The sequence below is a fragment of the Halomonas sp. BN3-1 genome, assembly GCF_003056325.1.
GTDB classification, from domain to species: domain Bacteria; phylum Pseudomonadota; class Gammaproteobacteria; order Pseudomonadales; family Halomonadaceae; genus Halomonas; species Halomonas litopenaei.
The window spans coordinates 365915-391359 of record NZ_PYVV01000002.1; the positions used below are offsets into that span (position 1 = coordinate 365915).

20 protein-coding genes are annotated in these 25445 nt (G+C 65.3%); 9 read left to right on the forward strand and 11 right to left on the reverse strand.

Features of this window, described 5'->3' with window-relative positions; translation table 11 throughout:
* Nucleotides 1-100: 100 nt before the first annotated feature.
* The 8 genes from C9F12_RS05005 (at nt 101) to C9F12_RS05040 (ending at nt 9330) form a co-directional block, all read left to right on the forward strand.
* On the forward strand, nt 101-1306 hold the full coding sequence (locus tag C9F12_RS05005) for a response regulator (RefSeq protein ID WP_108448162.1): 1206 nt from the start codon (nt 101-103) through the stop codon (nt 1304-1306).
* Complete coding sequence (locus C9F12_RS05010) at nt 1306-2094, forward strand: sulfite exporter TauE/SafE family protein (protein ID WP_045994147.1); 789 nt, start codon at nt 1306-1308, stop codon at nt 2092-2094. Before C9F12_RS05005 ends, C9F12_RS05010 begins: the two co-directional genes overlap by 1 nt.
* Nucleotides 2095-2215: 121 nt before the next feature.
* Nucleotides 2216-3019: a prolipoprotein diacylglyceryl transferase gene (gene lgt, locus C9F12_RS05015; protein ID WP_108448163.1), complete on the forward strand. Its 804-nt coding sequence runs from the start codon at nt 2216-2218 to the stop codon at nt 3017-3019.
* A gap of 222 nt (nt 3020-3241) precedes the next feature.
* Entirely contained in the window at nt 3242-4081 is an 840-nt protein-coding gene (locus C9F12_RS05020) for a thymidylate synthase (protein WP_045994149.1), read from the forward strand.
* Nucleotides 4078-4641, forward strand: a complete 564-nt coding sequence (locus C9F12_RS05025) for a dihydrofolate reductase (protein ID WP_108448164.1) — start codon at nt 4078-4080, stop codon at nt 4639-4641. Before C9F12_RS05020 ends, C9F12_RS05025 begins: the two co-directional genes overlap by 4 nt.
* Nucleotides 4642-4846: 205 nt before the next feature.
* A complete protein-coding gene (locus tag C9F12_RS22885; RefSeq protein WP_240184175.1) occupies nt 4847-6382 on the forward strand; it encodes a ProQ/FINO family protein in 1536 nt (511 codons plus the stop codon).
* 518 nt (nt 6383-6900) lie between these two features.
* The gene (locus C9F12_RS05035) at nt 6901-8058 is read left to right on the forward strand and encodes a porin (RefSeq protein WP_108448165.1); all 1158 of its coding nucleotides are present in this window, start codon (nt 6901-6903) and stop codon (nt 8056-8058) included.
* A 102-nt stretch (nt 8059-8160) separates the two neighbouring features.
* Complete coding sequence (locus C9F12_RS05040; RefSeq protein WP_045994153.1) at nt 8161-9330, forward strand: hypothetical protein; 1170 nt, start codon at nt 8161-8163, stop codon at nt 9328-9330.
* Between the two features lie 201 nt (nt 9331-9531).
* Here the strand turns inward: C9F12_RS05040 and C9F12_RS05045 are convergent, their stop codons facing one another.
* Nucleotides 9532-10977 carry a catalase gene (locus C9F12_RS05045; protein ID WP_108448166.1) on the reverse strand — a complete coding sequence of 482 codons (1446 nt, stop codon included), beginning with the start codon at nt 10975-10977 and terminating at the stop codon, nt 9532-9534.
* Between the two features lie 186 nt (nt 10978-11163).
* Between C9F12_RS05045 and C9F12_RS05050 the strand changes: the two genes are divergently transcribed.
* The gene (locus C9F12_RS05050; RefSeq protein WP_345840274.1) at nt 11164-13143 is read left to right on the forward strand and encodes a diguanylate cyclase; all 1980 of its coding nucleotides are present in this window, start codon (nt 11164-11166) and stop codon (nt 13141-13143) included.
* Nucleotides 13144-13292: 149 nt separating this feature from the next.
* Here the strand turns inward: C9F12_RS05050 and C9F12_RS05055 are convergent, their stop codons facing one another.
* The 10 genes from C9F12_RS05055 to C9F12_RS05100 form a co-directional block, all read right to left on the reverse strand.
* The gene (locus tag C9F12_RS05055) at nt 13293-15647 is read right to left on the reverse strand and encodes a tetratricopeptide repeat protein (RefSeq protein ID WP_205254628.1); all 2355 of its coding nucleotides are present in this window, start codon (nt 15645-15647) and stop codon (nt 13293-13295) included.
* Nucleotides 15648-15765: 118 nt separating this feature from the next.
* On the reverse strand, nt 15766-17424 hold the full coding sequence (locus C9F12_RS05060) for a BatD family protein (RefSeq protein ID WP_108448167.1): 1659 nt from the start codon (nt 17422-17424) through the stop codon (nt 15766-15768).
* Nucleotides 17421-19052, reverse strand: a complete 1632-nt coding sequence (locus C9F12_RS05065) for a VWA domain-containing protein (protein ID WP_108448168.1) — start codon at nt 19050-19052, stop codon at nt 17421-17423. Before C9F12_RS05065 ends, C9F12_RS05060 begins: the two co-directional genes overlap by 4 nt.
* Nucleotides 19049-20116 carry a VWA domain-containing protein gene (locus C9F12_RS05070; protein WP_108448169.1) on the reverse strand — a complete coding sequence of 356 codons (1068 nt, stop codon included), beginning with the start codon at nt 20114-20116 and terminating at the stop codon, nt 19049-19051. The genes C9F12_RS05065 and C9F12_RS05070 overlap by 4 nt, the downstream gene beginning before the upstream one ends.
* Complete coding sequence (locus C9F12_RS05075; protein ID WP_108448170.1) at nt 20113-20640, reverse strand: DUF4381 domain-containing protein; 528 nt, start codon at nt 20638-20640, stop codon at nt 20113-20115. Before C9F12_RS05075 ends, C9F12_RS05070 begins: the two co-directional genes overlap by 4 nt.
* The gene (locus C9F12_RS05080; RefSeq protein WP_108448171.1) at nt 20633-21670 is read right to left on the reverse strand and encodes a DUF58 domain-containing protein; all 1038 of its coding nucleotides are present in this window, start codon (nt 21668-21670) and stop codon (nt 20633-20635) included. The genes C9F12_RS05075 and C9F12_RS05080 overlap by 8 nt, the downstream gene beginning before the upstream one ends.
* Nucleotides 21671-21778: 108 nt before the next feature.
* A complete protein-coding gene (locus tag C9F12_RS05085) occupies nt 21779-22777 on the reverse strand; it encodes a MoxR family ATPase (RefSeq protein ID WP_108448172.1) in 999 nt (332 codons plus the stop codon).
* Nucleotides 22774-23778, reverse strand: a complete 1005-nt coding sequence (locus C9F12_RS05090; protein WP_108448173.1) for an HAD family hydrolase — start codon at nt 23776-23778, stop codon at nt 22774-22776. The genes C9F12_RS05085 and C9F12_RS05090 overlap by 4 nt, the downstream gene beginning before the upstream one ends.
* Before the next feature lie 99 nt (nt 23779-23877).
* Nucleotides 23878-25350 carry an arylsulfatase gene (locus tag C9F12_RS05095; protein WP_108448174.1) on the reverse strand — a complete coding sequence of 491 codons (1473 nt, stop codon included), beginning with the start codon at nt 25348-25350 and terminating at the stop codon, nt 23878-23880.
* On the reverse strand, nt 25322-25445 hold a 124-nt coding region (locus C9F12_RS05100), incomplete at its 5' end, for a transposase (RefSeq protein ID WP_146188265.1). The genes C9F12_RS05100 and C9F12_RS05095, both read right to left, overlap by 29 nt.

Genomic DNA, 25445 nt, shown 5'->3' on the forward strand with positions numbered 1-25445 from the left:
TCTGCCCAGGGGAATCCGGGGCGAGCCTACAACTGTGCCACCATGACAGGCTGCGGCCGGCAACGTACACTCTTGGCTTCTTCATTCAACAGGATGGAAGATGGAAGGCGACGATAGCAGGGATCGCTTTTGGCGCAGGCTGGTGATTCCCATCCTGTGGCCAGTGGTAGCCGCCCAGGGGGTGCTGCTGGCGCTGTGTCTGGTGCTGGGCGCCTCGCTGCACTGGCTGATGCCCGCCGCCGCCGGCTGGAGTACCACCCTGTGGATCGTCATGGGGTTGCTGGTGGGCACCACGCTCAACATCCTCGTTTTCCTGGTGCTGCTCAAGCATCGCCTATCCCGCGCTCAGCGTGACTTCGACAGCCTGCTCGAACGGGTCGAGAGCCAGTTGTCGCCACAACTCGATGGGCGGCACGAAGCACCCTCGCCGGAAGACTCGCTGATGGAGCGAGTCAGGAGGCTGCTCGAGGCCATCGACGCTCGACCGAAGGCAGGCCAAAGACGGCGCGGCAGTCCGCCTGACGTAGAGAGCAGTGATGCGGTTTGGCTCGAAAGCCAGGGGGAAGTCAGAGGAGATATCGGAGTAGATAGCCGAGCAGATAGCCGAGCAGAGAACACGCCGGATTCGCTGGGCGAGCCCAGCGACTGGGAGCACGAAAGCCGGCGCCTGGCCGCGGCGCTGTCCCGCGCCAGAGAAGAGTCGCGTCTGAAGTCGAGCTACCTGAGCCACGTCGGCAAGGCATTGGCGCCCTTGATCGCCGAGCTCGATCAGCTGATCAACCGGGCCGGAGACGGCGCCGAGCCCGAGGCGTTACGCCGACTGAGCGATATACGGTTGTTGCTCGACAACCTCGAGGACGGCGCCGACACGGCGCCTGTGGCAGAGCCTTCCGAGGCATCGGCCGACGAAGTGACCCCCAGGGTGCTGATCGTCGACGATGGTCCGGTCAACCTGATGCTGGCGCGGGAGGTTCTCGAGCGCCGAGGTGTCGAGGTGGTGACCGCGACCCGCGGAGAGGAAGCGCTGGAGCGGCTGGCGGCGGTTGCCGTCGATCTGGTGCTGATGGATATCGTGCTGCCGGATATCGACGGCGTCGAGACCTGCCGTCGTCTACGCGCGATGGAGGCTGCGGACTCGGGCCGCCCGCGTGCGGTGGTGATCGCCTTGACCGCCAATGCCAGCGACCAGGACCAGGCGCGCTTTCAGCAGGCCGGCATGGACGCCTGGCTGGCCAAGCCCTATCGTCCCCAGGCGCTGCTCGAACTGCTCGATCACTGGCTGCCGCTGTCGATGAGGTCGGTCTGATGCTGGCGTCCCTGGTCTCCTATCTGGCGCTCGGTACCGCGGCGGGCTTCCTGGCCGGACTCTACGGCGTGGGTGGCGGGCTGATCATCGTGCCCAGCCTGATGACGGTATTCGCGCTGCAACAGGTGTCCGGCGAGGTGGCCATGCATCTGGCGGTGGGGACCTCGCTTGCGACTATCGTGATCACCGGCGCTTCGTCCGCCTGGGGCCACTTTCGCCGGGGCAGCATTCGGCGTGACTGGCTGGTAGCGCTGCTGCCGGGGCTGGTGATGGGCGCCGTGCTCGGGGTGTTCGTCGCCGGCGCCCTGTCCGGGGGATTGCTCGGCACGCTGTTCGGCGTCTTTCTGCTGCTGGTCGCCGCCAAGCTGGTGCTGGGGCGCTCGCCCAAGGCGGGGCGTCAGGCCCCCGGGCGTGGCAGCATGGTCGTCGCCGGCGGTGTCATCGGAGGTGTCTCCGCCCTGTTCGGTATCGGTGGGGGGACACTGAGCGTTCCCTGGCTGATTCGCTGCGGTGCCAGCATGACCCAGGCGGTCGGTACCTCGGCGGCCTGCGGACTGCCCATCGCCCTGGTCGGCGCCGTGACCTTCATCGCCGTGGGCCTTGGTGATCCGCGACTGCCCGATGGCGCCTTCGGTTTTGTCATGCTGCCGGCGCTTTTGGGGATTGCCCTGACCAGCGTTCCCTGTGCGCGGCTTGGTGTGCGACTGGCGCATCGGTTGCCCGCTCGGGTGCTCAAGCTGTCGTTCGCGCTGTTGCTGACGGTGGTGGGGCTCGGCTTCCTGCTGTAGCGAACCGTCGCCGCCGCTTGCTGTCCTATTGCCGCTGTGGCGTTTTTCTGGCGGTCATCCGCTCGTATAGCGCTACGTTACTCTCTGGTCACCTCGGTCACTTTCAGGAAATCTACCGACTATGCTGTCTTATCCCCAGATCGATCCCGTTGCCATCTCGCTGGGTCCGCTCCAGGTCCACTGGTATGGACTGATGTACGTGGTGGGCTTTGTCGCTGCCTGGTGGTTGGGCTGTCGGCGCGCTCACCGCATCGGCCTGACCCGGGACGACGTGGGCGACCTGCTGTTCTACGCAGCCCTCGGCGTGGTGCTCGGCGGACGCCTTGGCTACGCGCTGTTCTACGGGCTGGATCAGTGGCTCGCGGACCCGCTGTGGATCGTCAAGGTGTGGGACGGGGGCATGAGCTTCCATGGCGGCCTGCTCGGGGTCTTGCTGGCGGCCTTGCTGTTCGCCCGGCGCAAGAACCTGGCGTTCTTCACCCTGACCGACTTCGTCGCGCCGCTGGTGCCGATCGGCCTGGGGGCCGGGCGTATCGGTAACTTCATCAATCACGAACTGCCGGGCCGCGTCACTGACCTTCCCTGGGGCATGCCGTTCCCTGGCTACGGCCCCGAGCCGCGTCATCCTTCCTCGCTGTACGAGGCGCTGCTCGAAGGCCTGGTACTGTTCGTGGTGCTGTGGTGGGTGTCGAGCACACCGCGACGTCGCGGCCTGGTCTCTGGTCTGTTCCTGTTGATCTACGGCTTGAGTCGCTTCGCCGTGGAGTTCGTGCGTCAGCCGGACCCGCAGCTTGGCTTCATTGCCCTGGGCTGGGTCACCATGGGCATGCTGCTTAGCCTGCCGATGATCCTGTTCGGCGTGCTGTTGGTGGCCTGGTCTCGCCGCCAGCCGGTGGATGCCAGCAAGGTGCCTGCGGCCGGCTAGGCGCTGACGATCCGCCGATGCATGATGCGGCCGCCTTGGCCGGGCCCGGTTGGTCACGCCCGAGAGGCTGCGTCACGCAGGCCGGGCCCCGGTGGCCGCGCCAAGCTGGCCGCGCCAAGCTGGCCGCGTCTGGCATCGAAGCATGCCGAGCAGTACAATTGCCGGTTTTTCTGGTTTCGAGAAACCGTCCCGAATCCGTCACGACCAAGCGAGTGAATCCCGATGCCTGTTGATAGCGCTGCCGAAGCCACCGACCTTCCCGCCCTGGAGCAGCCGTATCTGGATTTGATGCGCAAGGTGCTGGACGAAGGTATCGAGCGTGACGACCGCACCGGCGTGGGCACACGCTCGATCTTTGGTCATCAGATGCGCTTCGATCTGTCCCGCGGCTTTCCGCTGGTGACCACCAAGAAGCTGCATCTGCGTTCGATCATCCATGAGCTTCTGTGGTTTCTGAAGGGTGATACCAATATCGCCTACCTCAAGGAAAACGGCGTGCGTATCTGGGACGAATGGGCCGACGAGAACGGCGACCTCGGCCCTGTCTATGGCTATCAGTGGCGTAGCTGGCCGGATCCTCGCGGTGGTAGCGTCGATCAGATCGAGACACTGCTCGACCAGCTTGCCACCAACCCGCGCTCACGGCGGCTGATCGTGTCCGCCTGGAACCCGGCGCTGGTAGACGAGATGGCACTGCCTCCCTGTCATTGTCTGTTCCAGTTCTACGTGGCCGACGGCAAGCTGTCCTGCCAGCTATATCAGCGCAGTGCCGATATCTTCCTCGGCGTTCCCTTCAATATCGCAAGCTACGCGCTGCTCACTCGGATGATCGCCCAGGTGGCGGGTCTTGCCCCCGGTGATTTCGTTCACACCCTGGGGGATGCTCACCTTTATCTGAACCATCTCGAACAGGCCGAGTTGCAGCTGAGTCGAACGCCCACCCGGGCGCCTCGCCTGGAGCTGGAGCCGTCGGTGGATAACCTGTTCGACTTCCGTTTCGAGCACATCAGCATCCACGACTATGAACCCCATCCCCATATCAAGGCCGAGGTAGCGGTATGAGCAGCGCCGACAATGCGAGCGAAGGCCAGGATCTGGCGAGGCTCGACACCTTCGTGCCGGTGGCGATGATCGCCGCCATGTCGCGTAACCGGGTCATCGGGGTCGACAACCAGCTGCCCTGGTACCTGCCGGAGGACCTCAAGTTCTTCAAGCGCATGACCCAGGCCAAGCCCCTGGTGATGGGACGCAAGACCTTCGAGTCCATCGGCCGTCCGCTGCCTAACCGGCTGAATATCGTGGTCACCCGTGACACCTCCTTTCATCACGACGGCGTCAGGGTCTGTCACGACCTGGCAAGCGCCATCGAACTGGCCGACCGTCAGGCCACCATCGAGGCCGCCGAAGAGATCATGGTCATGGGCGGGGCTCAGATCTACGCCCAGGCCATGCCGATTGCATCGCGGCTCTATCTCACCGAGGTGGATGTCGATATCGAAGGTGACGCCCACTTCCCGGCGCTTGGGGGCGACTGGCAGGAAGTCGCCAGCGAAGCCGGCTCGCCGAGCGAAGGCCAGCCCGCCTACCGTTTCGTTCGCTACGAGCGTTCAGCCGAGAGCTGAACCGCCGCTTGCGTGGTTGCGGATTTGCGGTAATGCCACGGGACGAAATTGGCGTCTTGCTGGTGACACAATGAGCGTCGCCGAGCGGCGACAATTGCGACATCGCAAGCCCTGGCACAGACTGTGGCGACAACCCTGACAACAGCGGGGCGTGACCGGAGTCACCCCTGCAACGCGGCATTTTGCTGAGCCTGGAGGAGTCGACGTGATCGAGACACACGCAGAACACCCGTTGGAGGCGCTCGAGCAACGCACGGCGACGCTATTGGACGGACTGCGTGAGGGGCGTCGGCGCGAGCGGCAGCTGTCCAGCGAGCACCAGCGGATGGCCGACGAGCGCCAGCGCTTGATGGATGAGTGCGAACGGCTGGCGTCCGAACGAGAGCGGTTGAGCGCTGAGCTGAACGCCGAATTGACCGCCGCCCGAGAACGTCAGCGTGAGCTCGAGTCGCAGCTTGGCAGCGCCGTCGAGCGCAGCGGTCAGCTCGAGACGGAGCTTGAGGCACTGCGCGCCGAGCGCCAGGCGCTGTTTGAAGAAAATAGCGAACTGACCGAGGAAAATCGCGAACTCGACGAACAGAATCGCGAACTCGAGGCCCACAATGCCAGGCTGCGTGAGCGCGTCGAGCATCCCGAGGCCGAGCCTCAGTCCCCCGCCTTTATTCGCCCCAAGCGACGTGCCCAGGGCCTGGCCGCCCTGATGCAGCATCGCCCGCGTCATGCCAGTGGTGATCAGTCAGCCGACGAGACAGACGATCGGACGACTGAACAAGCAGCCGACCAGGCGTCTGACCAGACAGCGGCTCATACAGCCGTTGAGCAAACCGAGCAAGCCGACAAGACATCTGCCGAGCACAGCGGTGAGCAAGCGCCTGACCAGTCCCGTGCCCAGTCTCCTGAGCAAGCCCCTGAGCAAGCCTCTGACCAGGATGCTGAGCGAGATGGCGAGCCGGCCGGCGAGGTCGCTTCGGCTGTAACGGCCAGCGAGGCGTCCCCGGCCCCGTCCACTGACGCGACGATGTCATCCGACGCCTCTCGGTCGCAGTCAAGCCAACAAAGCCAAGGGGCGCCTTCCAGGGACGCTGACCTCCAGGGTGATACATCCGAAGCGACGGCCTCCGACGAGGCTGGCCGCCAGGGGGATCTGGCCATCGACAAGGCGCCGTCTCCCCAGGCGCTGTTGGGTGAGTGGTACCGGCGTTATGACAAGACCTTCTTCAAGGGCCACACCCGTCCCTTGAAGGTGGGCATCCACGAGGACCTGGCGGCCAGCGAGCCCTGGCCCGAGAAGCTGGTGCGGCGGGCCCTGGCCTGCTACGTCAACCTGCCGCGGTATCTCAAGTCGGTCAGGGAAGGCGCCGAGCGCATCGACCTCCAGGGCGCGCTGGTCGGGGAGGTCGATGCCCAGGCCGCCGAACACGCCAAGCGCAAGCTGGACCGCCTGCAGGCGGAGCAGCAAGGGCGCGGCAAGGTGTCGCAGCGGCGCAGCGGCCAGGGCCGGCGGCGCGCTGGCGCAGGCAAGGGCAAACAACCCCAGGGCGCATCAAAGGCCGACCCGCAGCCCCATCGGGAAGCCGAGAGTGAACAGAGCAGCCGCACGGCGATGTCACAGGGGCACGCCCCGCATCTCCACCAGCCACAGAACGATTCCAGGCACCAGCCTCATGGCCACGACAGCGAGGAATCGCGTCTGCAGCGCAAACTCGACGCCCTGATGGCCCGCCACAATGGTAGTCACTGACCGCGCTCCCTGGGTGTGGTCGTTGTCTGGGCGCTTTATGCCTGGTCCTGATGTGCGGCCCTCAATTGTGCGGTCCTTATGGGCCGCCGCCGCCGTTGACGACTGTCGACAGTGTTCAACCCAGCTGACTTGAAAGCGTCACATCAGCGGGGCATGATGTAGTCGCCATGCCCGGCGCAGCATTCTATGCAGAATCGGTACGAGGTTAGCGAACAATGTTCGTTAAGTCGGTTTTCCGGTTCCAGCGCTGGCGGCGCCTTCGCAGGGATCGGTGTCGAATCGAGGGGCAGCGGGAACGAAAACAGTGTTTTTTTCTTGTTGCGCTCCTGAGAATCCCGGTATATGGTTGCCCTTGCGAGCATTGGACTATAACAAGGCTTCGCCGCTGTCAGGCTCGCTGCCTCGGTTCCCTGCCAGGAACCACAAGGCCAGAAAAACGAGCCGGCAATGACCGGCAAGCCAAGGCTGCCAAGCGCAGCAACGATCGAAACAGCAAGCTAGTCAAAAGGAACTCAGCAATGAAAAAGACACTGTTAGCGACTGCCATCGCCGGTGCTGCCGCCTTTACCGCTGCAGGCGCCCAGGCTGCCACCGTCTACAACCAGGACGGCACCAAACTCGACATCTACGGCAACGTCCAGATTGTCTACGCCGGGGTGAAGGACGAAGACGGTCACTCCCGTGACGAGATTGCCGACAACGGTTCTACCTTCGGCTTCGCCGCTGAGCACGTCATCTACAACGGTCTGATCGGCTACGCCAAGATCGAAATCGACGACTTCAAGGCCGACGAAATGAAGGTTGCTGGTCGTGATGCAGGCGACACCGCCTACATCGGCCTGAAGGGCAACTTCGGTGACGCGCGCATCGGTTCCTATGACTCCCTGCTGGACGACTGGATCCAGGATCCGATCTCCAACAACGAATACTTCGACGTCTCCGACTCCAACACCTTCAAGGGTGCTCCGGGTGAAGACGCCGATGACGCCAGCGTTGTTGCCGGCGATCCCGAAGGCGACAAGATCACCTACACCTCTCCGGTCTGGGGCGGCTTCCAGTTCGCTCTGGGTACCCAGTACAAGGGTGACGCCGAGAACGAAAACCTGACCGACGGTGGCGAAGCCTCCATCTTCGGTGGTCTGAAGTACACCATCGGCGGCTTCTCTGTCGCCGGTGTCTACGACGACCTGGGCATCTACGACATCGAAGACCAGTCTGTCAGCTACCTCTCCACTGACGTGGCTGCTGACGGCACTGTGACCACCACTCAGAAAAACGTCACCATCGATGACGAAGATCTGGGCGACCAGTACGGTGTCACCATGCAGTACCAGTGGGACAGCCTGCGCGTCGCCGTCAAGTACGAGCGCTTCGAGTCTGACAACGACTTCCTGAAGGACGCTGACTACTACGCCATCGGTGCCCGTTACGGCTACCTGAACGGCATGGGTGACGTCTACGGCTCCTACCAGTACATCGACTTCGGTGGCAGCGGCTTCAGCGACTTCGACAGCGCCAACGATGACGAGAACGACGACGACAACGTCAACGAGGTTGTTGCCGGTGTGACCTACAACATCTCCGACGCCATGTACACCTACGTGGAAGGCGCCGTGCGTGACCGTGACAACGACCAAGGTGACGGCTACGCCGTGGGTCTGACCTACCTGTTCTAATCCGACAGGTTTGACCCCCTAGCGTTGGAACGCTATAAACGAAAGCCGATCCTCCGGGATCGGCTTTTTTTCTGCTCTCAATCGGCAAGCATGTGAGGATCCATGAAAGACGTCACCCTACCCGCGGCGCTGCTGGCGCTTGGTGTTGCCCTTGCAGGTACCACCGTACAGGCTTCCGACAGTGCCATGACCGAGCGCTTTCGCGAGGAAAACCGCCAGCTCGATCTGACCGGCTTCTTCAAGCCGGAGAGTGACGCCCGCAGCCAGAGCTTCATGTTCGGATCCCCCCATGCCCACGACTTCGAGGTGGAAGAAGAAGGCGTCTACCGCTTCGAGAGCCGCGTCAGCGCAGGCTACGAAGACAGCTACCAGATCGATGCGGTGCTGATGGATGATGCCGGCAACGTGATCGCTCGGGGCGAGGGCTACGGTCAGGACGGCGGTCTCCAGTTGGAGAGTCGCCTGACGCCTGGCATGTACGAGCTGCAGGTCAAGGGCACCCGCTTTGGCCGACGCGGCCGCGCCGGCGACGGCTACAGCATCGCCGTGGTGGGTCTCGATGATCGCGGCAATCGTATCGAGGTGGATGATGGCACGGGTCTGCAGTTCGTGGGCTCGGATCGTGACGGAAGCCAGAGCGCCTTTGTTACCAGTCGTGACGCCGTGGTCACCTTGGGTAGTCAATCCGGTGCCTCCGGGGCCGCCGCGACTCAGTCTGCCGCAGCCCAGTCCTCCAGCGCAGCAGCGACTTCTGCGTCTGCCTCCTCCGCAGCGGCAGCAGGCGAAGTGGCCTCAAGCGCTGGTGCCTCGGCGGCCACCACGGCGTCCACGGCCGGGGTGGCGGGTTCCTCCTCGGCGGCCGGTGCCACAGCAGGTGCAGCCGCCGGCGCTGGCGCGGCGGCCAGCGTCAGCGGTAGCGCAGCACGCAGCGATAACCCGGATGAGCGTCAGGTGCAGAGCGTCAAGACCGACGTCAAGATTCGCGCTCGCGGTGAGGTACTGAGCTTCAACGTGGCCGAGCCGAGCAGTGTGCGCATCACCACCTCGACCTTCCCGCCGGGCGACGAAGACACCTATCGCCTGACCATGGAGGTGGCCGATTCCTCCGGGCGTATCGTCGCCGAGGGCGAAGGCCAGGGCTTCAACGGCAACGTCGATCTGACCACCCAGCTGGACCCGGGCATGTACCATATCCGGGTCGCCGGTCAGAAGTTCGGCAACGCCCAGGACGGCCCCAACAACTACGAGCTCAAGGTCGTGCTCGACAACTGATATCGCGAGCGACGTATCGTCGCGAGTGGTGACAACAGGACGGGCCCTTCGGGGCCCGTTTTTTTGTGCAAGACGTCGGTGTCCAGCAGGTGTCGTAAAAAAGATCCGACAAACAGAATGCCCCCGCCTTGGGGCGGGGGCTTAAGGTTTAGCTGTGACTGAATTCAGCGGGTGTCACTGCTCGCCTGGTGGCAAGATGGCTCAGTCACCGACCCTTGCGATGGCCTCACGGACACCTGCGGCGTACTCCGGGTGGCACTTCTCGAAGTGGCCGAGCTGACGCTCCTTGATAAAGTCCGGGACACCCTGCATATGCCGGGCGATATTGCCGAACAGTCGCTCCCGCTGCTCCGGGCTCATCAATTCGAACAGGGCGCGAGGCTGCGAGTAGTCGTCATTGCCTTCGCGATGGTCGTAGCGCCAGGCGTCGCCTTCCAGCGGCAGCGGCGGTTCCACTACGCTCGGGTCCTCGGTCGGTCCATCGAAGGAGTTGGGCTCGTAGTAGGCGTCGCCGTTTTGCTCTCCGTTGGCGAAGAAGCGCATCGGGCCGTCCTTGTGGTAGTGGTGGACCGGACACTTCGGCTGGTTGACCGGCAGCGCCTCGTAGTGGGTGCCGAGGCGGTAGCGGTGGGCGTCGGCGTAAGAGAACACCCGCGCCTGCAGCATCTTGTCCGGCGAGAAGCCGATGCCCGGCACCTTGTTGGACGGTGAGAAGGCAGCCTGCTCGATCTCGGCAAAGTAGTTGTCGGCGTTGCGGTTGAGCTCGAAGTAGCCGACCTCGATCAGCGGGTAGTCGCCATGGGGCCACACCTTGGTCAGGTCGAAGGGGTTGAAGGGCGCCTGCTTGGCCTGTTCCTCGGTCATCACCTGGATAAAGAAGTTCCAGCGCGGGTAGTCGCCGTTTTCCAGGGCGTTGTAGAGGTCTTCCTGGGTGGTCTCGCGGCTCTTGCCCACCACCTGTTCGGCCTCGGCATCGGTAAAGTGCTTGTGACCCTGGGCGGTGCGGAAGTGGAACTTGCACCACACGCGTTGGTTGTCGGCGTTGATCAATGAGTAGGTGTGGGAGCCGTAGCCATTGATGTGGCGGACGTCGGTGGGCAGGCCACGGTCCGACATCAGCATGGTCACCTGATGCAGTGACTCCGGTGACAGCGACCAGAAGTCCCAGGCTGCGGTGGCCGAGCGCATGTTGGTGCGCGGGTGGCGCTTCTGGGTGTGGATGAAGTCCGGGAACTTGGACGGATCACGGATAAAGAACACCGGCGTATTGTTGCCGACCACATCCCAGTTGCCTTCCTCGGTATAGAACTTCAGGGCGAAGCCGCGCACGTCACGCTCGGCGTCCGCCGCACCCTGTTCGCCGGCTACGGTGGAGAAGCGGGCCAGCATCGGCGTCTGGCTGCCCGGGGTGAAGACCTTGGCCCTGGAGTAGCGGGTGATGTCCTGGGTGATGGTCAGGGTGCCGTGGGCGCCCCAGCCCTTGGCGTGAACGGTGCGCTCGGGGATGCGCTCACGGTTCTGGTGAGCGAGTTTCTCGAGCAGCTGGTAGTCCTCGAGCAGCAGAGGTCCACGGGGGCCCGCACTCAGGCTGTTCTGGTTGTCACCGATGGGGGCACCGGCGCTGGTGGTCATTGTCTTGCGGGTCATGTGGCGTCTCCTGCTCTTGGTCTGGTCCGATATAAGGTATAGACCGCTGTCGACGAGGGACAATCGAACCTTTCTATTTCGTCTATAGGAAATGGATGTTTAGCGTTACTATTTATGCTATTCACGATGCATGTAACGTATTTCGCACCACCGCCAACTGCGGTTCGACCCTGAAGGAAAGCCTTCGTGCCCAAGCTGTGCAAATTTGTCGCTTCGCTCTCGCTGCAACTGAGGATGATGACAGGCCTGGCGATGACCTGGGTTGTCGTGGTGACGATCCTGCTGGCATGGGGCTGGTACACAGGCAAGGACCTGGTGCGTGAGGTGAATTTTTCTCACCTGCGTTACGAGACCCATCTGATCGCCGATGAGGTGACCGAAGAGATCGAGACCCGCCTGGCGATGCTCGAGCGGGTGGCGTCCAGACAATCGAGTGGCGCGTTGCTCGACCCCGACGGTGGGGTGTTGAAGGACAACAGCGTACTGCTCGAGTTGTTCGACGGCCTGGTGGTATTCGACGGCGACGGCAAGGTGGTCACCGATTGGCCGGTGACACCGGGGCGCGAAGGGCTCGATATCAGCGATCGCGAGTACTTCAGTTTTTTGCGCGAGGTCGAGCGGCCCTACGTCAGTGACCCCATCTATGGGCGTATTACCGGGCTTCCGCTGGTGCTGTTACTGGTGCCGCTGAAGGGCGACGATGGTCGTTTCATGGGGGCTCTGGGAGGCGTAGTCGAAGTTCACTCGGGCGGTATCTTCCGACGCTTGAGCCGGGTCCGGCTGGGTAACGAAGGCTACGCAGCCGTGTTCAGCGCCTCAGGGCAGGTGCTCTACCACCCTGACCGCCAGCGCGTGATGGGGACGCTGGGAGACCTGTCCCACAACCCGGCCCTGGACCTGGCCCTCGACGGCTGGGAGGGCGAGCGTTATGGACCTACGGTAAATGGCGAAATGACCTTTCAGGCTTACCGGCAGGTGTGGCCGGCGGACTGGATCGTCGGCGTGTTCTTGCCGGAAGGCCAGGTATTGGCGCCCTTGTGGGGCTTGCTGAAACGCCTTAGCTGGGTCGGGGTGGGTATCGCGCTATTGCTGTTGCCACTTCTTGGCTGGATGGTTTGGCTGCTGCTGCGGCCGCTTTACCAGTTGCAGTCGCAGATCGCCCAGGTAGGCAAGGGGCTGCGTGGTCGCGTCGTGCTGGGTACCGAGATGAAGGAATTGACCCAGGTGGCCGAGGCATTCAATGCCGTGGAGGTCGAGCGAGAACGGGCGCTGAATGATCTGCGCGGACGCCAGGCGTTCCTCGACAGCGTGCTGGCGTCCTCGCCGGTGGGCATGTTCGTGACCGACACCCAGGGGCGCATCACCTACATGAATGACGCCCTGGCCCAGTTGACCGGTCGTACCATGAAAGGGCAGGACCGCTATGGTTGGGTCCAGGCGATCCATGCCGAGGATCGCGATGCGGCGATCGAGCTGTGGCGCTACAGCATGGCCTCAGGGAAGGACTTTCTGCGTCAATACCGTTACTGGCGGGCCGATGGCGAGCTACTATGGCTGGAGGTTCACGCCAGCCAGGTCGCCATCGATACCGAGGTCATCGGCTTCGTCGGTACCGTCAAGGACATCACCGCCCGTCGTCAGCAGGAGGCAATACGTCAGTGGGAGGCCGAACACGATCCCCTTACCGGCCTCTTGAACCGACGAGGCTTCGAGCGTCGCCTCGAAGAGGCCATGGCGGACTGGCGCAAGATGGCCAAGCCCTCCGTTCTGATGCTGTTCGACCTGGATCGGTTCAAGCCGATCAACGATGAAGGCGGCCACCCGCTCGGTGACGAGATGCTGCGTCGCATCGCTCGGGAAGTCGGCCGCTGTGTGCGCAGCAGCGATCACGTGGCACGCCCGGGCGGCGATGAATTCGCGGTGCTGCTGCCAAGTTGCACGCTGGCTCAGGCGCAACGTATCGGCGAAGACATCCTGACAGCGATCAATGACACCTGTGTGGTCCACGAGGGGCGTGAATACCATGTCACCACGAGCCTCGGCATCACCGAGTTTCGCGCTGGAGATGCCGATATCCACGCCCCCATCGAACGTGCCGATGCGGCCAGCTATGCGGCCAAGCGCCAGGGGCGCAATCGCCTGGTGGTGGACGAGAGCGAGGCGTAAGGCCGGCCGCGCCGACGACGTCACCGACGTCCCCACCGCCATCCTCCCGACGCCTTTCTGCCGGTCGTGTCAGCGGCTGGGCGACGTCGGTCGACGACGCCCAGGCACTTTTCATCCAGGCCGAGGGTCTCAGGGCATCTTCAGGGGTGCTATTGATTGCCGCGTAGCTGTCGCTCCAGCTGCCCCAGTCGCGGGTCGTCGGGGCGCAGTCGGCGCAACTCGGCCAGGGCCGACAGCGCCTGGGGGATGCGCCCGCTGGTGGCGTTGACGTAGACCAGGGCGTAGAGCAGGTCGGGATCACCGGGTGCCTGCCGGCGTCCCTGCTCGAGTGCCGCGAGGGCCTCGTCCTTGCGTCCCAGGCGGTCCAGCATCAGTCCGCGGTTGTAGTGGGTGCGGGCGTGGTCCGGGCGCCATTCGGCGGCCTTCTCGAGCCAGGACAGGGCCTCTTCCATCCCACCCTCTTCTTGCATCCCTCCATCCTCGGCCAGCGACAGTGCCAGCAGGTAGGCCAGGTGGCCTCGATCCGGCGCGGGCATGCCATCGAGGGCGATGCCGTCCTTAAGCAGTGCTCGGGCGTCCTGTTGGCGGCCTTCGGCACTGAGCTGGGTGACCAGGTTGGCTCGGGCCGGCAGGAAGTAGGGGTCCATCGCCAGCGCCGCACGATACTGTTGCTCGGCTTCGTCCTCGCGTCCGGTGCGCGCCAGCAGTACCGCCAGGTTGAGGCGGTTGCCGGGCAGGTCGGCGTTCTGCTCCAGGCGCCGCTCGTAGTCGCGGCGTGCCTCCAGAAAGGCTGCACGACGCTCTTGTGGCATGACCATCAACGAGGTGCCGGCCAGCGCCTTGACCGCCTCGTCGCGTACCGCCAGGCGTTCGTCATCGATCAGTGGCAGCAGCAGCTCGACCCTGGCGCCTTCGGGGGCCTGGGCGAATACTGGCGCTGCGGCGGCACGGACCATTGGGGACTCGTCCTTTAGCGCCTGCTCAAGCGTCGGCAGGGCGTCGCCGGCAAAGGGGGTGAGCTCGTCCACCGCGGTGGCGCGCACGATGTCCGGAGTATCGTCATCCTCGATCAGCGCCTTCAGGTAGTCCGGCGCTTCGGGGCGGCCCTGGCGGGCAGACTGAAGCGCCACACCGTAGTGGGAACGACTGGCGCTGCGGCTGTCGTCACCGAACCACTCACGAATCTGCGCCGCGGCGTCGGCGGGTGACAGGTCCTGGTGGCAGCCGGTGCAGGCGTCGGGGCTACCGGTGGCCTCGGCGAGATCCGGGCGGGGCACCCGGAAGCTGTGATCGCGCCGCGGGTCCACCACCATGTAGGTGGTCTCGGGCATATGGCAGCTCACGCACTGGGCGCCTTCGCTGCCGGGGGTATGGTGATGGTGCTCGGGACTGTCGTAGTTGTTGCGTTGCATGGTCGGGAAACGCGGCGGAGGCGCCGGGTTGTGGCACTGCAGGCACAGGCCGTTGCCCTCGATCTTTACCTCGCTGGTATGCGGGTCATGACAGTCCACGCAGCCGACGCCCTGCTGGTACATGCGGCTCTGGGTGAACGAGCCATAGACGTAGACCTCGCCCTGGATCTGGCCGTCGGCGTGGTACATGCCCTCGCCCAAGAGGCTCGGCAGGGCGGCATCGGTCAGCGGAGCACCATGCACCGGGCCCGCGCCCAGCATCTGGCGACGACTGTGGCAGCGAGCGCACTGCTCGACCAGCTCGGGGGCGTCCATATCGGCGAGATCGAGGGCAAGGCCCATATCGCCGGCTGAGGCGGGAGAGGACGCGGGAGCGTCCTCGTCGGCCTGCCACCGGGCCGCCCAGTCCAGGTGATCCTGGGCGGGGCCGTGGCAACTCTGGCAGCCGACACTCTGCTCGTGCCAGGTGGTGGCGAAGCTGTCGCTTTCAAGATCGTAGTGCTTCTCGAGGTTGGTCGAGTGGCAGTCGGCGCACATGGCGTTCCAGTTCTGGTAGCGCCCGCGCCAGTGCAGGGGGTCATCGGGGGTAAACGCCTGGCCCGGGTAGAGCGAGAACCAGCGCTGCCCACCTTCGCCTGCGGGGCGCGAGTCCCAGGCGATGGTCAAACTCTGCAGTCGTCCCCCTGGCTGCTCCACCAGATACTGCTGCAGCGGGCGTACGCCGAAGGTGTGGCGGATCTCGAAGGTCTCGGCGGGGTCCTGTGGGCCTTCCAGGGTCGCCAGGAAGGTATCGCCTCGGCGGTGAAAGCGTGCCTTGACCTCGCCATCCTCGAAGCTGGCGTCGTCGAAGTCGCCCAGTACATTGTCGGGGGTGGCGTCGCGCAGCGCCCAGGCGTGGTCGGAATCCTGCCATGCCTGGGTCTCGGCCTCGTGACAGGAGGCGCAGCTTCCTTCGGGGGCGTAGCCCCTGGCTTCGGTGGCCGTCGTCGGGGACGTTCCCTGGGGCGTCCCCTGGGGCGTCTGAGCGATGCTCTCCGGTGCGGCCAGCAACCCCGCCATCAGGGCCACGGCAAGCGCTGGTGCCGATACCATCGAAAGCGCTGGTGCCAGCGTCGACGAAAGCGCTGGTGCGGGCCCTGTGGACTCGACGCTCGGAAGGAGCGTTGCAAGTCGAGCACGCAGGCATCGGAGAAAGGATAAACGGCCAGGTTCACGCATTACGTCGGGTCACTTGTGCAGTCGGGTTCAACGCCGTCAGGCGGTCGTGGGCAAGCTGTCGGTTTGCGGGGCGCGATGATGCAAGCTCTCGTGCACTTGGCAGGGCCTGTGCCAGGCGTTGCCAGAGGGATTCTTTACTGTCCATACCATCGCCGCCGCCATCCCCATCGCTGCCGCCGTCGCCACCAGTATCGCGAAAACCTGCCGTTGGCTTGGCGATCTCGCGGTCAGGACCGAGGCGGGCCCGACACAGGGCGTCGAGTCGGTTGGCAAAGCGGGCGCGTGCCTCGCTATTGCTGTCCAGATGGGGTTCCAGGGCCTCCCAGTGTCGGCGCACCGCGACCAGGTCGCGGGCATCGAGGGATCGCTTCAGGCGCTGAAGCCCGGCCACGCCGCTGGCCTCGCGACGCTGGCGCTGTTGTTGCTGGTGATATTGCCAATGCGCGCGCACCTTGGCACCGATGGCAAGGCGCCGCCACAGCCAGGCGGTGAGCGACACCAGCAGCACCAGTCCCAGCAGCCAGGGCAAGACGCCGAGAACGAGGCGCGACCAGTCCTCTGCGCTGCGAGCGGCGCGGGGCGCCGAGACGCTGACCTCGATTGGCGCAAGCTCTGCCTGCTCCAGGCTGTCGCTCTCGGGATCGTACCAGCGCAGCGAGACTCCGGGCAGAGAACTCTTGCCTCCGGTTTCGGCCACATAGGTCACGCGGTCGGTACGGGTGCCGCCATCGCTGGACTCTTCAAGGCGTGGTGTCTCGGGATAGACCCCGAGCGGGGCCATCGCTGTCTCGTCGCCTGCCTCCTTGGCCGGTGCAGACAGCAGGTCGGGCAGCAGCAGGGCGCTGCCGCCGCTCAGTCGCGCGGTGACCGTGCGGGTGACGCTGTCGCCGGCCTCGAGCTCGATGGGGCCGCTGTCACCGTCGGCACCGTCTTGCTCCGGTGACTGTCGGTCGTCGCCCGCGTTTTCGGTGTCGTCAGCATCACCATCGTCTCCTTTCTGGCCCTTCGCCTGCTCACCGTTCTCTCCGCTCTTGCCGCTCTTGCCGCTCTTGCCGTTCTCACCCGCTCGCACGATCTCGAGCGTCTGGGTCAGCTCGATGTCGCGGGCCGACAGATAGGGGTCGAGTCCCTCGGCGGCCTCGGGCAGCCGGGCCGTCAAGGTCACCGGTGGCAGGGTGAGGCGTTGCTGGGTCGGGGAATTGTCCTCGGGAGAGGTGTAGGTGACCTCGAGGCTGCCGCTGCCCAGTTCGAAGCGTCCGGCGGACAGTGGCGTCAGGCGATAGCGGCGCGATACACCGGACCAGGTCTTTCCATCGACGCGCTGGCTGGTCGGGGTGGTGGCGCGATCGCCCAGGGTCACCCTGAGCCCCGGCTGGTCCAGGCTCGGAAAGGTCACCGGCTCAGGCATCCAGGTGGGTACCAGCACCTGGACACGCAGCTCGGCGCTGTCGCCGGGCGCCAGCTCCTGTGGCTCGAGTTCGACCGTGAGCCGGACCGGGGACGAGCGGGTATCCGCCGCTGTCGCTGCGGCCGAGCAAAGCGTCGACATCAGCGCCAGAGACGACAGCAGCAACGACAGCAGCATGAGCCCCGCCAGACGCGGCGCACTCTTGCCAGGGCGCGAGGTGCGACTGACTCGACGTGGGTTCATGGCGCCGTCTCCCTGTCGTTGTCGCTATCACTATCAGAGCTAGCGGGAGCCTGCGCCTCGATGGCGAAGCGCTGGCGCAGGAAGTCGCTGGTATCGGTGTCCAGGGTCTCGATCCACTGCTCGGCGGTGATCTGCTGACCAGGTTCCTCCACCGGCTGTTCGGTGTCCTCACCCCGGGCCTCTTCATTGTCGAATACCACGTCGTCGGCGCCGATGCCGAGCTCCTCGCCGGTATCGGACTGCTCACGGGTGTCCTCGACGTAGGCGAGGATCTCCCTGGCCAGTTCCAGGTTGCGTTGACCTTCGGGGTAGTCGGGGTCGCGCTCGAGCACCGTCTCGAAGGCGTCGATGGCGGGGCGGTACTGACGATTCTTGATCAGCGCCAGACCCTGGGTGAAGGCAGCATCGGCGCTGTCGAGCCGTTCGAGCACCTCGACCGCCGCCTGGTACTGGCCATCGCGGTAGAGCGCATAGCCGAGCCAGGCCGGATCCTCGAAGTGGCGGGCCGCACGGCCGTAGTCGTTGCGTTCGGCCCACCATCGGCCCTGCTGATCCGGCGTCAGAAAGGCGTCCGCGAGGCCCTGGGTCAGCCTTCCCGCCAGGCTGGTGTCGAGGGTCTCGGTGGCCCTGGACGCCTCCTGGGCCAGGGCCGGCGTGACGGGCCCGGCCCACAGCACCGGCAGCAGCGCCAGGCCGGACAGGCCGAGCTGCCAGCCGCGGCGAAAGCCCAGCAGAGCGAGCAGCGCCGCCGGCCAGGCCAGCCATACGCCGCGATCTTCCCAGGCCAGGCGGTCGTCATCGCGTAGCGCCTGCTGGTAGGTGGCGGCCAGGCGGCGGGTGATCTCGTCCACGTCGGCGTCGTCAACGCTCAGCCCCACGCGGGTCGCGCCTGCCACCGACGCCGTGCTTGTCCCGGAGCTGCCGGGAGCGTTCATGTCCAGCACCAGCAGGGTGTCATCCTCGCCGAGACCGGCCGTGACGGAACCCTGGGCGGTGACGCCATCGCTCACCAGCAGTACCGCGCCGGGAAGCCCTGCGTTGTCGCGTCGAGCCCCGTCGAGCACGCTGGCGGCAAGCGCCAGCGCTTGCCCGGCGGCGTCGCCGTCTTCCGGCATGACGTCGCTGGAAAGCCCCTCGAGGTAGGGCGTGACCAGCGCCGGGTCGTCGGTCAGCGGCACCACCTGGTGGGCACTGCCGGCGTAGGCGATCAAGGCGGTACGGGCGCCGTCGCGACGTTCGAGCAGGGTCTGGATCTTGTGCTTGGCGCGCTCCAGGCGGCTTGGTGGCACGTCGCTCTGGTCCATGCTGGCGCTGACCTCCAGCACCACCACCAGCGGGGCGCTCTGGGCGATCAGCGGGTTGGGCATGCGCGTCCAGGCGGGACCGGCAACGCCCAGGATCAGCAGGATGGCCAGCAGCGCCAGGGTGTCCAGCGGCCGCAGTCGGCGGCGGTCGTGCCCATCGGCACGCAGGGCAGTGACCAGGTGGGGGGCAAAATGGTCACCGCCGATGTCCGCCGAGGGGATCCGTCGGCGCCACCACCACAGCACCACCACCAGCGGCAGCAGCAGGCACCACAGTGGACGCAGCAGGTGTAGCGCAGAGAGACCGTCGAGCCACTCGCTCATGGCGTGCCCTCCTGCGTGTTGTCACCGCGGCTGGTATCAGGGTGTTCGGCGACGTCTGTCCGGGCATCTGCCTTCCCGCCAGCGGGAGCGCCAGCCGTCCGTGAGCGGACCAACTGCCGGCGATCGAGTGCCAGGGTCAGCAGCACCAATGCCGCCGCCAGAGCGAGCGGCCAGTGACTCAGCGAGCGGTGCTCGCGATAGCTGTGGGTGGCGACCTCACGCGGTGCCAGTTCATCGATCCGCGCGTAGATGGCGGCAAGCGCCTGCTGGTCGGTGGCGGTGAAGAAGGCGCCGTCGGTGATCTCGGCGATGGCCTCGAGGGTTTCGCTATCGACGCGGTTTTCGCCGCTGCCCTGGGGGGCACCCATGGCGATGGTGATCACCCGCACGTCGCGCTCGGCGGCGATGGAGGCGGCGTTGATGGGGCTCATGCGGCTGCCGGTGTCGGCGCCGTCGGACAGCAGGATCAACAGCCGCTGTTCCACGTCGCTTGCCTCGAACTGGCGGATGGCCAGACCCATGGCGTCACCCAGCGCGGTATGCGGGCCGGCCATGCCGACCTCGGTCTGGTCGAGCAGCGTGGTCAGCGTCTTGAGGTCCTCGGTCAGCGGCGCCTGGACGTAGGCCCGCGAGCCAAACACGATCAGCGCCAGACGCTCGCCCTCGCGATCGGCGACGAAGTCGGCGATGACCTCCTTGACCGCCGCCAGGCGCTGGCGGGGCTCACCCTCGGCATCGATCAGGTCGGACTCATCCATGCTGCCGGAGATGTCCACCGCCAGGATCAGGTCGCGGGCGGCGCTCTGCCAGACGATGGGTTCGCTGAGTTTCTCCGGACGGGCCAGGGCCAGCACGATCAGGCCCCACACCAGCGCCTGTGTCAGCCGAGCCAGCGGCGAGCGCTGGCGGCCGCGTGGAACCGAGACACCGGCGGCCTCCACCAGTCGCTGAAAGAACGGCAGGCGCAGCGCTGCCAGCCGTTGGCGGTGGGCTGGCAGCAGCCAGTAGGCCAGTAAAGGTAGCGGCAGCAGGGCCAGCGCCCAGGGCGTCGCCAGTTCGATCATGACGCCGACTCCTGGGGAATATCGCGACGGTGGTGGCGGATCCAGCGTCGGCTCAGTGCCACGAGTTCCGCCGATGGGGGTGTGGTGCCGTCTGTCGTGGTGGCCCGGTAGGGCGCCGTGGACAGCTCCTGGCCCAGCGGGCCGTCGAAATGCGGGGTGCGTCTGTCGCCCAGGCTTGCATCGAGAAAGCGCCACCAGCGCTGACCGGTCAGGCCGGCGACACGCTCTCGCGGATAGGCAGAGAGGGCGGTCCGCCTGAGGATCTCCGCCAGGGCGATCGCTCCTTCGTCATCCAGGCGCTGGTCGAGCTCGATCAGGGCGGCGCGGCGATAGGCATCGGCACGCCAGCGCAGATACCGACGGATGCCCCATAGCGCCAATAGCGCCACTATCACGACGGCCAGCAGCGACCAGCCCCAGGTCTGGGGTATCCAGGGGATCGCAGGGGGAACCGGTGCCTCGGACAGCTGATCGATCAGGTCGGGCAACATCACGATATCGTCGTTGCTCGCAGCGCTACTCATCGCGGCCCCCTGTCGCCCGGTCATTGCCAGCGTCTGAACCAGCAGCACCCTCGGACGGCAGTCCAAGCAAGGTACGCAGCTGGGGCAGGGTGGGTGAGCCAGCGGACAGCGACGCCAGGCCCACGCCAAGCTGTCGTGACCAGCGCTCGAGCTGCTGGCGGCGCTCCCTGGCCACGCTTTCCAACGCCCGGCGCTGATCGGCGTCGGAGGTATCAAAGCGGGCGTGGCGCTGACCATCGGTGGCCACGCAGGCGAGGTCGTCAGGCAAGCGCTCGGATAAGGGGTCGCTGACCGCCACCAGCATCAGGTCATTGTGGCGGCGGATGGCGCCGAGCAGTGCTTCGGTGCGCGGGCCCGGAACATCGAAATCGCTGAGCAGGATGATCAGGTGGTCACGGCTGGCCAGGCGTGCCACCGACGTCAGTACCCGATCCAGCGAGGTCGGCGCGGGTGCCTTGCGCTGTGGATGCAAGGCCTGGTTGGCCTGGGCCAGGGCGCTCAGGTAGCGCATCAGCTGGGCCCGGGAGCGACGTGGCCGGAACTCTTCGACGGCCTCGTCGCTGACCACGATGCCGCCGACCCGGTCGCCCTGCTCCAGCACCGCGAAGCCCAGCAGCGCGGCGGCTTCGGCGGCGGTGACCGACTTCATGGCGTGGCGGCTGCCGAAGAACATCGACATGCGCTGGTCGACCACCAGCAGGGCGGGGCGATCGCGCTCTTCGGTGAACACCCGTACATGGGGAGTGCCGGTGCGCGCGGTGACCCGCCAGTCGATGTTGCGCACGTCGTCCGATGGCTGATAGTCGCGTAATTCAAGGAAGTCCAGGCCGCGCCCCCGGAGGTGCGAGCCATGGCGGCCATTGAGCACGCTGCGAGCCGGCTGGCGCGGCAGCAGTCGCAGGCGGCGGCCCTGGGGTTCCAGCGCCGTCAGCTGGGCCAGGTCCAGGTGCACGCGCGGATCCAGCGTGGTTCGCTCCGTGGAGCCGGGCACCGTCCGGGAAGCCGGGTGTCTGGCGAATGGCAGGCGCATCGATACCTCTTGTCCAGGGATCCGTCCCTTGCCGGGGCGAGGCAAAAGCCGTGGCGAAGTCTGGCGGCTAGAAAGCGTGTACGGACCGGGTTTGCACGAGACCAGACCTCAGGGGAGCGCCACGCAGCCAAGCAGGGTGGCGACCGCGTCGTCGGCGCTGAAGCCCTGGCCCTGGGCCTCGAAGCTCAGCCCGATGCGGTGGCGCAGCACCTCCGGTGCCACCTGCTGGACGTCCACCGGATCCACGTAGTCGCGGCCTTCGAGCCAGGCGTGGGCGCGGGCGCAACGGTCGAGCGCCAGCGAGGCGCGCGGGCTGGCGCCGAGTTCGATGTAGCGGGCCAGGTCGTCGCTGAAGTCCGCCGGGTGACGGGTGGCGTCCACCAGCGTGGCCATGTACTGCTCCATCGGCTCGGCCACGTGCAGGGCGGCGATCTCGCGGCGGGCGGCGAAGATCGCCTCCTGGGCCAGGGCCACGGGGACCTGAGCAGGAGCGTCGCCGGCGGCCGGGCTTGCCTCGCGATTCTTGGCCTGTTCTTCCTGACGCACCAGGCGAATCACCTGGACCTCTTCCTCGCGGCTGGGGTAGTCGACCCGCACATGCATCATGAAGCGGTCCATCTGCGCCTCGGGCAGCGGGTAGGTGCCTTCCTGCTCGATCGGGTTCTGGGTAGCCAGCACCATGAACAGCGCCGGCATCTTGTGGGTCGTGCCGCCCACCGTGACCTGGCGCTCCTCCATGGCCTCGAGCAGGGCCGACTGCACCTTGGCCGGGGCGCGGTTGATCTCGTCGGCCAGCACCAGATTGGCGAACAGCGGGCCCGGGTGAAAGCGGAATACCGCGCCTTCCTCGCCCTGATGATAGACCTCGCTGCCGGTCACGTCGGAAGGCAGCAGGTCGGGCGTGAACTGGATACGACTGAAGTCGGCCTCCAGGTGGCGCGCCATGGCCTTGACCGCGCGGGTCTTGGCCAGTCCCGGCAGGCCTTCGATCAGCAGGTTGCCGCCGGCCAGCAGGCCGATCACCAGCCGCCGAATGACGTCGCGCTGGCCGATGATCGACTCGCCGATGGCGGCCTCGAGTCCCTTGATGTCGTCGTTGAGGCTCATGGTTTCTCCGGGTAAAGGCGTTGCCAGTCGCGGGCCATGTCGATCAACTGCCAGTCGCGCGCTTCAGCCTGTTCCAGGCCATCGGCCAGGCGTCCGATATGGCTGTCGCTGTCGTAGGCGACCTCGCGCTCGCCATCGGTGTGGTGAACCAGCACGCCAAGGCGCGGGCCTTCGCCCTCGGTGGTCCAGATCAGCATCGGCACGTCGCCGTCTGAGTTGCCCACGGCGAGAATCGGGCGCTGGCCCAGATGGCGGTTGATCGATATCACCTTGCCGGGGCCGTCATCGAGCCAGATGTCGCCGCCGCGCTTGTAGAGCTGCGGATCGTCCTTGAGATCGACCAGTTCCATCTCGCCGGTACTGCCGATGATGTTCTGGGGTGGCACGCCATAGACGTCGCTGGCGAAGACGCGCATGAACTCGAGCCCGCCACCGGAGACGATGTAGGTCGAGAAGCCGTGGTCGCGCAGATAGCCGAGCAGTTCGAGCATCGGCTGGTAGACCATGTCGGTGTAGAAGCGGCCGGTCGCGGGGTGGGTGGCGTTGGCCAGCCAGTCGCTCACGTCCTGCTGGAAGTCACTCAGCGACAGGTCCTGGTGGGACAGCGACAGCAGCGCCTGGATGCCTTCCTCGCCTGCCTCCAGCAGGGTGTCGATGTCACCTTCGGCGGCGGCCTTCTTGAGCGGCGTGTCGAGCGCCTCGGGGTCGGCCTCGCTGGCGCGGTCCAGGGCGTAGAGCAACTGGGTGTAGGCGGGCTGCTCACTCCACAGAGTGCCATCGTTGTCGAACACCGCGATGCGTCGCTCCTGTGGCACGAAGTCATCGTTGTCCGGATCGCTGGTGGACTCGACAAAGTCGACGATGGTGCTCTTGCTGTGACCGGCATTCCAGGAGGGCAGCGGGTCGGCCAGTGCCATCGCAGGAAGCAGGGACAGAAGTACCGCGGGCAGCAGCGTTGCCAGTGACTGTCGTTGGAGGATGCTCGGATTAGGGGGATTCATGCACTCGGTTCCTTGAGAGAATGGAAGGGGCTCTTCGACCCGTCTTTTTTCACCGACGAGCCTCCCCCGGGGGAGCGGCTCGTGGCGTTCAAGCCGGCGTCAGTGAACGCTGGCGGGCTGTTCCAGGGCTTCCATTACCTGATCCAGACTGAAACTTGCTGCCTTCATGCGTGGCGGAAACTCCTTGAAGGTCTCCAGGAAGTTTGCCACATAGGACTGGGCGGGAAGAGCCAGGAAGGAGTGATCCAGCAACCAGTCATAGTAGGTGTTGGAGGTCAGCTGAGCACGCTCGTAGGGATCGCGGCGCAGGTTGAACATCAAGGGGACACGCAGCGGGGTGAAGGGGTTAGCCCACACTTCGAAGGTACCCTCGATGCGCTGCTCCATGAACACCAGCTTCCAGTCATCGTAGCGCAGCGCGGTCAGGTCACCGTCATCTGAGAAGTAGAACACCTCATGACGGGGGCCTTCCTCACTTTCCCCGGTGAGCAGAGGCAGGAAGTTGTAGCCGTCCAGATGTACGTTGTACTCGCGACCGATGGCCTGAACGCCACCCTCCAGCAGGTCCTGCTTGATGGAATCGTTGCCGACGGCGGCCATGAAGGTCGGCATCCAGTCCATGTGGTGCATGACCTCGTTGGAGATGGAGCCTTCCTCGATCTGACCTGGCCAGCGGACCATGGCGGGTACCCGCCAGCCGCCTTCCCAGTTGGTGTTCTTTTCACCGCGGAATGGCGTCATGCCAGCGTCGGGCCAGGTATTCATGTGCGGCCCGTTGTCGGTGGAGTAGAACACGATGGTGTTGTCGGCGATGCCCAGCTCGTCAAGCTTGTCGAGGAACTGGCCCACGTGCATGTCGTGCTCGACCATACCATCGGCGTATTCGTTCTGACCGGAGATACCGCGCAGCTCGTCCTTGACGTGGGTACGGAAGTGCATGCGGGTGGCGTTCCACCAGACAAACCAGGGGGTGCCCTCGGCGGTCTTGCGCTCAATGAAGTCCAGCGCCGCAGCGGAGGATTCCTCGTCGATGGTCTCCATGCGCTTCTTGGTCAGTGGACCAGTATCCTCGATCTGCCCGTCGGCGCTGGACTTGATCACCCCACGAGGTCCGAAGGCTTCGCGGAAGGTACGCCCGTCCGGCATTTCCATATCGGCAGGGTAGTCCGGGTGCTCGGGTTCTTCCTCGGCGTTGAGGTGATAGAGGTTACCGAAGAATTCGTCGAAACCGTGATTGGTCGGCAGGTGTTCGTCGCGATCGCCCAGGTGGTTCTTGCCGAATTGGCCGGTGGCGTAGCCTTCGGCCTTGAGCAGGGCGGCGATGGTCGGGTCCTTCTCGCTGATGCCCTGAGCGGCGCCCGGCAGGCCGACCTTGGATAGCCCTGTGCGAAACACGCTCTGGCCGGTGATGAAGGACGAGCGGCCGGCGGTGCAGGACTGTTCACCATAATAGTCGGTGAACATCATGCCTTCGTCGGCGATGCGGTCGATATTGGGGGTCTGGTAGCCCACCAGACCGTGGGTGAAGGCCGAAATATTGGGTTCATCGCACTTTGCCGGGAAATGCGGCACGGATCTTCAGGAAGAAGTACGCAGTGTCGCGGTATCCATAGGCCATCCGCTTGATAACTTTGATTCGGTTGTTCATGCCCTCCAGCACACTGGTG

Coding starts and splice junctions, on each gene's coding strand:
- C9F12_RS05005 (WP_108448162.1), top strand. CDS start 101: ATGGAAGGCGACGATAGCAGGGATCGCTTTTGGCGCAGGCTGGTGATT.
- C9F12_RS05010 (WP_045994147.1), top strand. CDS start 1,306: ATGCTGGCGTCCCTGGTCTCCTATCTGGCGCTCGGTACCGCGGCGGGC.
- lgt (WP_108448163.1), top strand. CDS start 2,216: ATGCTGTCTTATCCCCAGATCGATCCCGTTGCCATCTCGCTGGGTCCG.
- C9F12_RS05020 (WP_045994149.1), top strand. CDS start 3,242: ATGCCTGTTGATAGCGCTGCCGAAGCCACCGACCTTCCCGCCCTGGAG.
- C9F12_RS05025 (WP_108448164.1), top strand. CDS start 4,078: ATGAGCAGCGCCGACAATGCGAGCGAAGGCCAGGATCTGGCGAGGCTC.
- C9F12_RS05035 (WP_108448165.1), top strand. CDS start 6,901: ATGAAAAAGACACTGTTAGCGACTGCCATCGCCGGTGCTGCCGCCTTT.
- C9F12_RS05040 (WP_045994153.1), top strand. CDS start 8,161: ATGAAAGACGTCACCCTACCCGCGGCGCTGCTGGCGCTTGGTGTTGCC.
- C9F12_RS05045 (WP_108448166.1), bottom strand. CDS start 10,977: ATGACCCGCAAGACAATGACCACCAGCGCCGGTGCCCCCATCGGTGAC.
- C9F12_RS05055 (WP_205254628.1), bottom strand. CDS start 15,647: ATGGTATCGGCACCAGCGCTTGCCGTGGCCCTGATGGCGGGGTTGCTG.
- C9F12_RS05060 (WP_108448167.1), bottom strand. CDS start 17,424: ATGAACCCACGTCGAGTCAGTCGCACCTCGCGCCCTGGCAAGAGTGCG.
- C9F12_RS05065 (WP_108448168.1), bottom strand. CDS start 19,052: ATGAGCGAGTGGCTCGACGGTCTCTCTGCGCTACACCTGCTGCGTCCA.
- C9F12_RS05070 (WP_108448169.1), bottom strand. CDS start 20,116: ATGATCGAACTGGCGACGCCCTGGGCGCTGGCCCTGCTGCCGCTACCT.
- C9F12_RS05075 (WP_108448170.1), bottom strand. CDS start 20,640: ATGAGTAGCGCTGCGAGCAACGACGATATCGTGATGTTGCCCGACCTG.
- C9F12_RS05080 (WP_108448171.1), bottom strand. CDS start 21,670: ATGCGCCTGCCATTCGCCAGACACCCGGCTTCCCGGACGGTGCCCGGC.
- C9F12_RS05085 (WP_108448172.1), bottom strand. CDS start 22,777: ATGAGCCTCAACGACGACATCAAGGGACTCGAGGCCGCCATCGGCGAG.
- C9F12_RS05090 (WP_108448173.1), bottom strand. CDS start 23,778: ATGAATCCCCCTAATCCGAGCATCCTCCAACGACAGTCACTGGCAACG.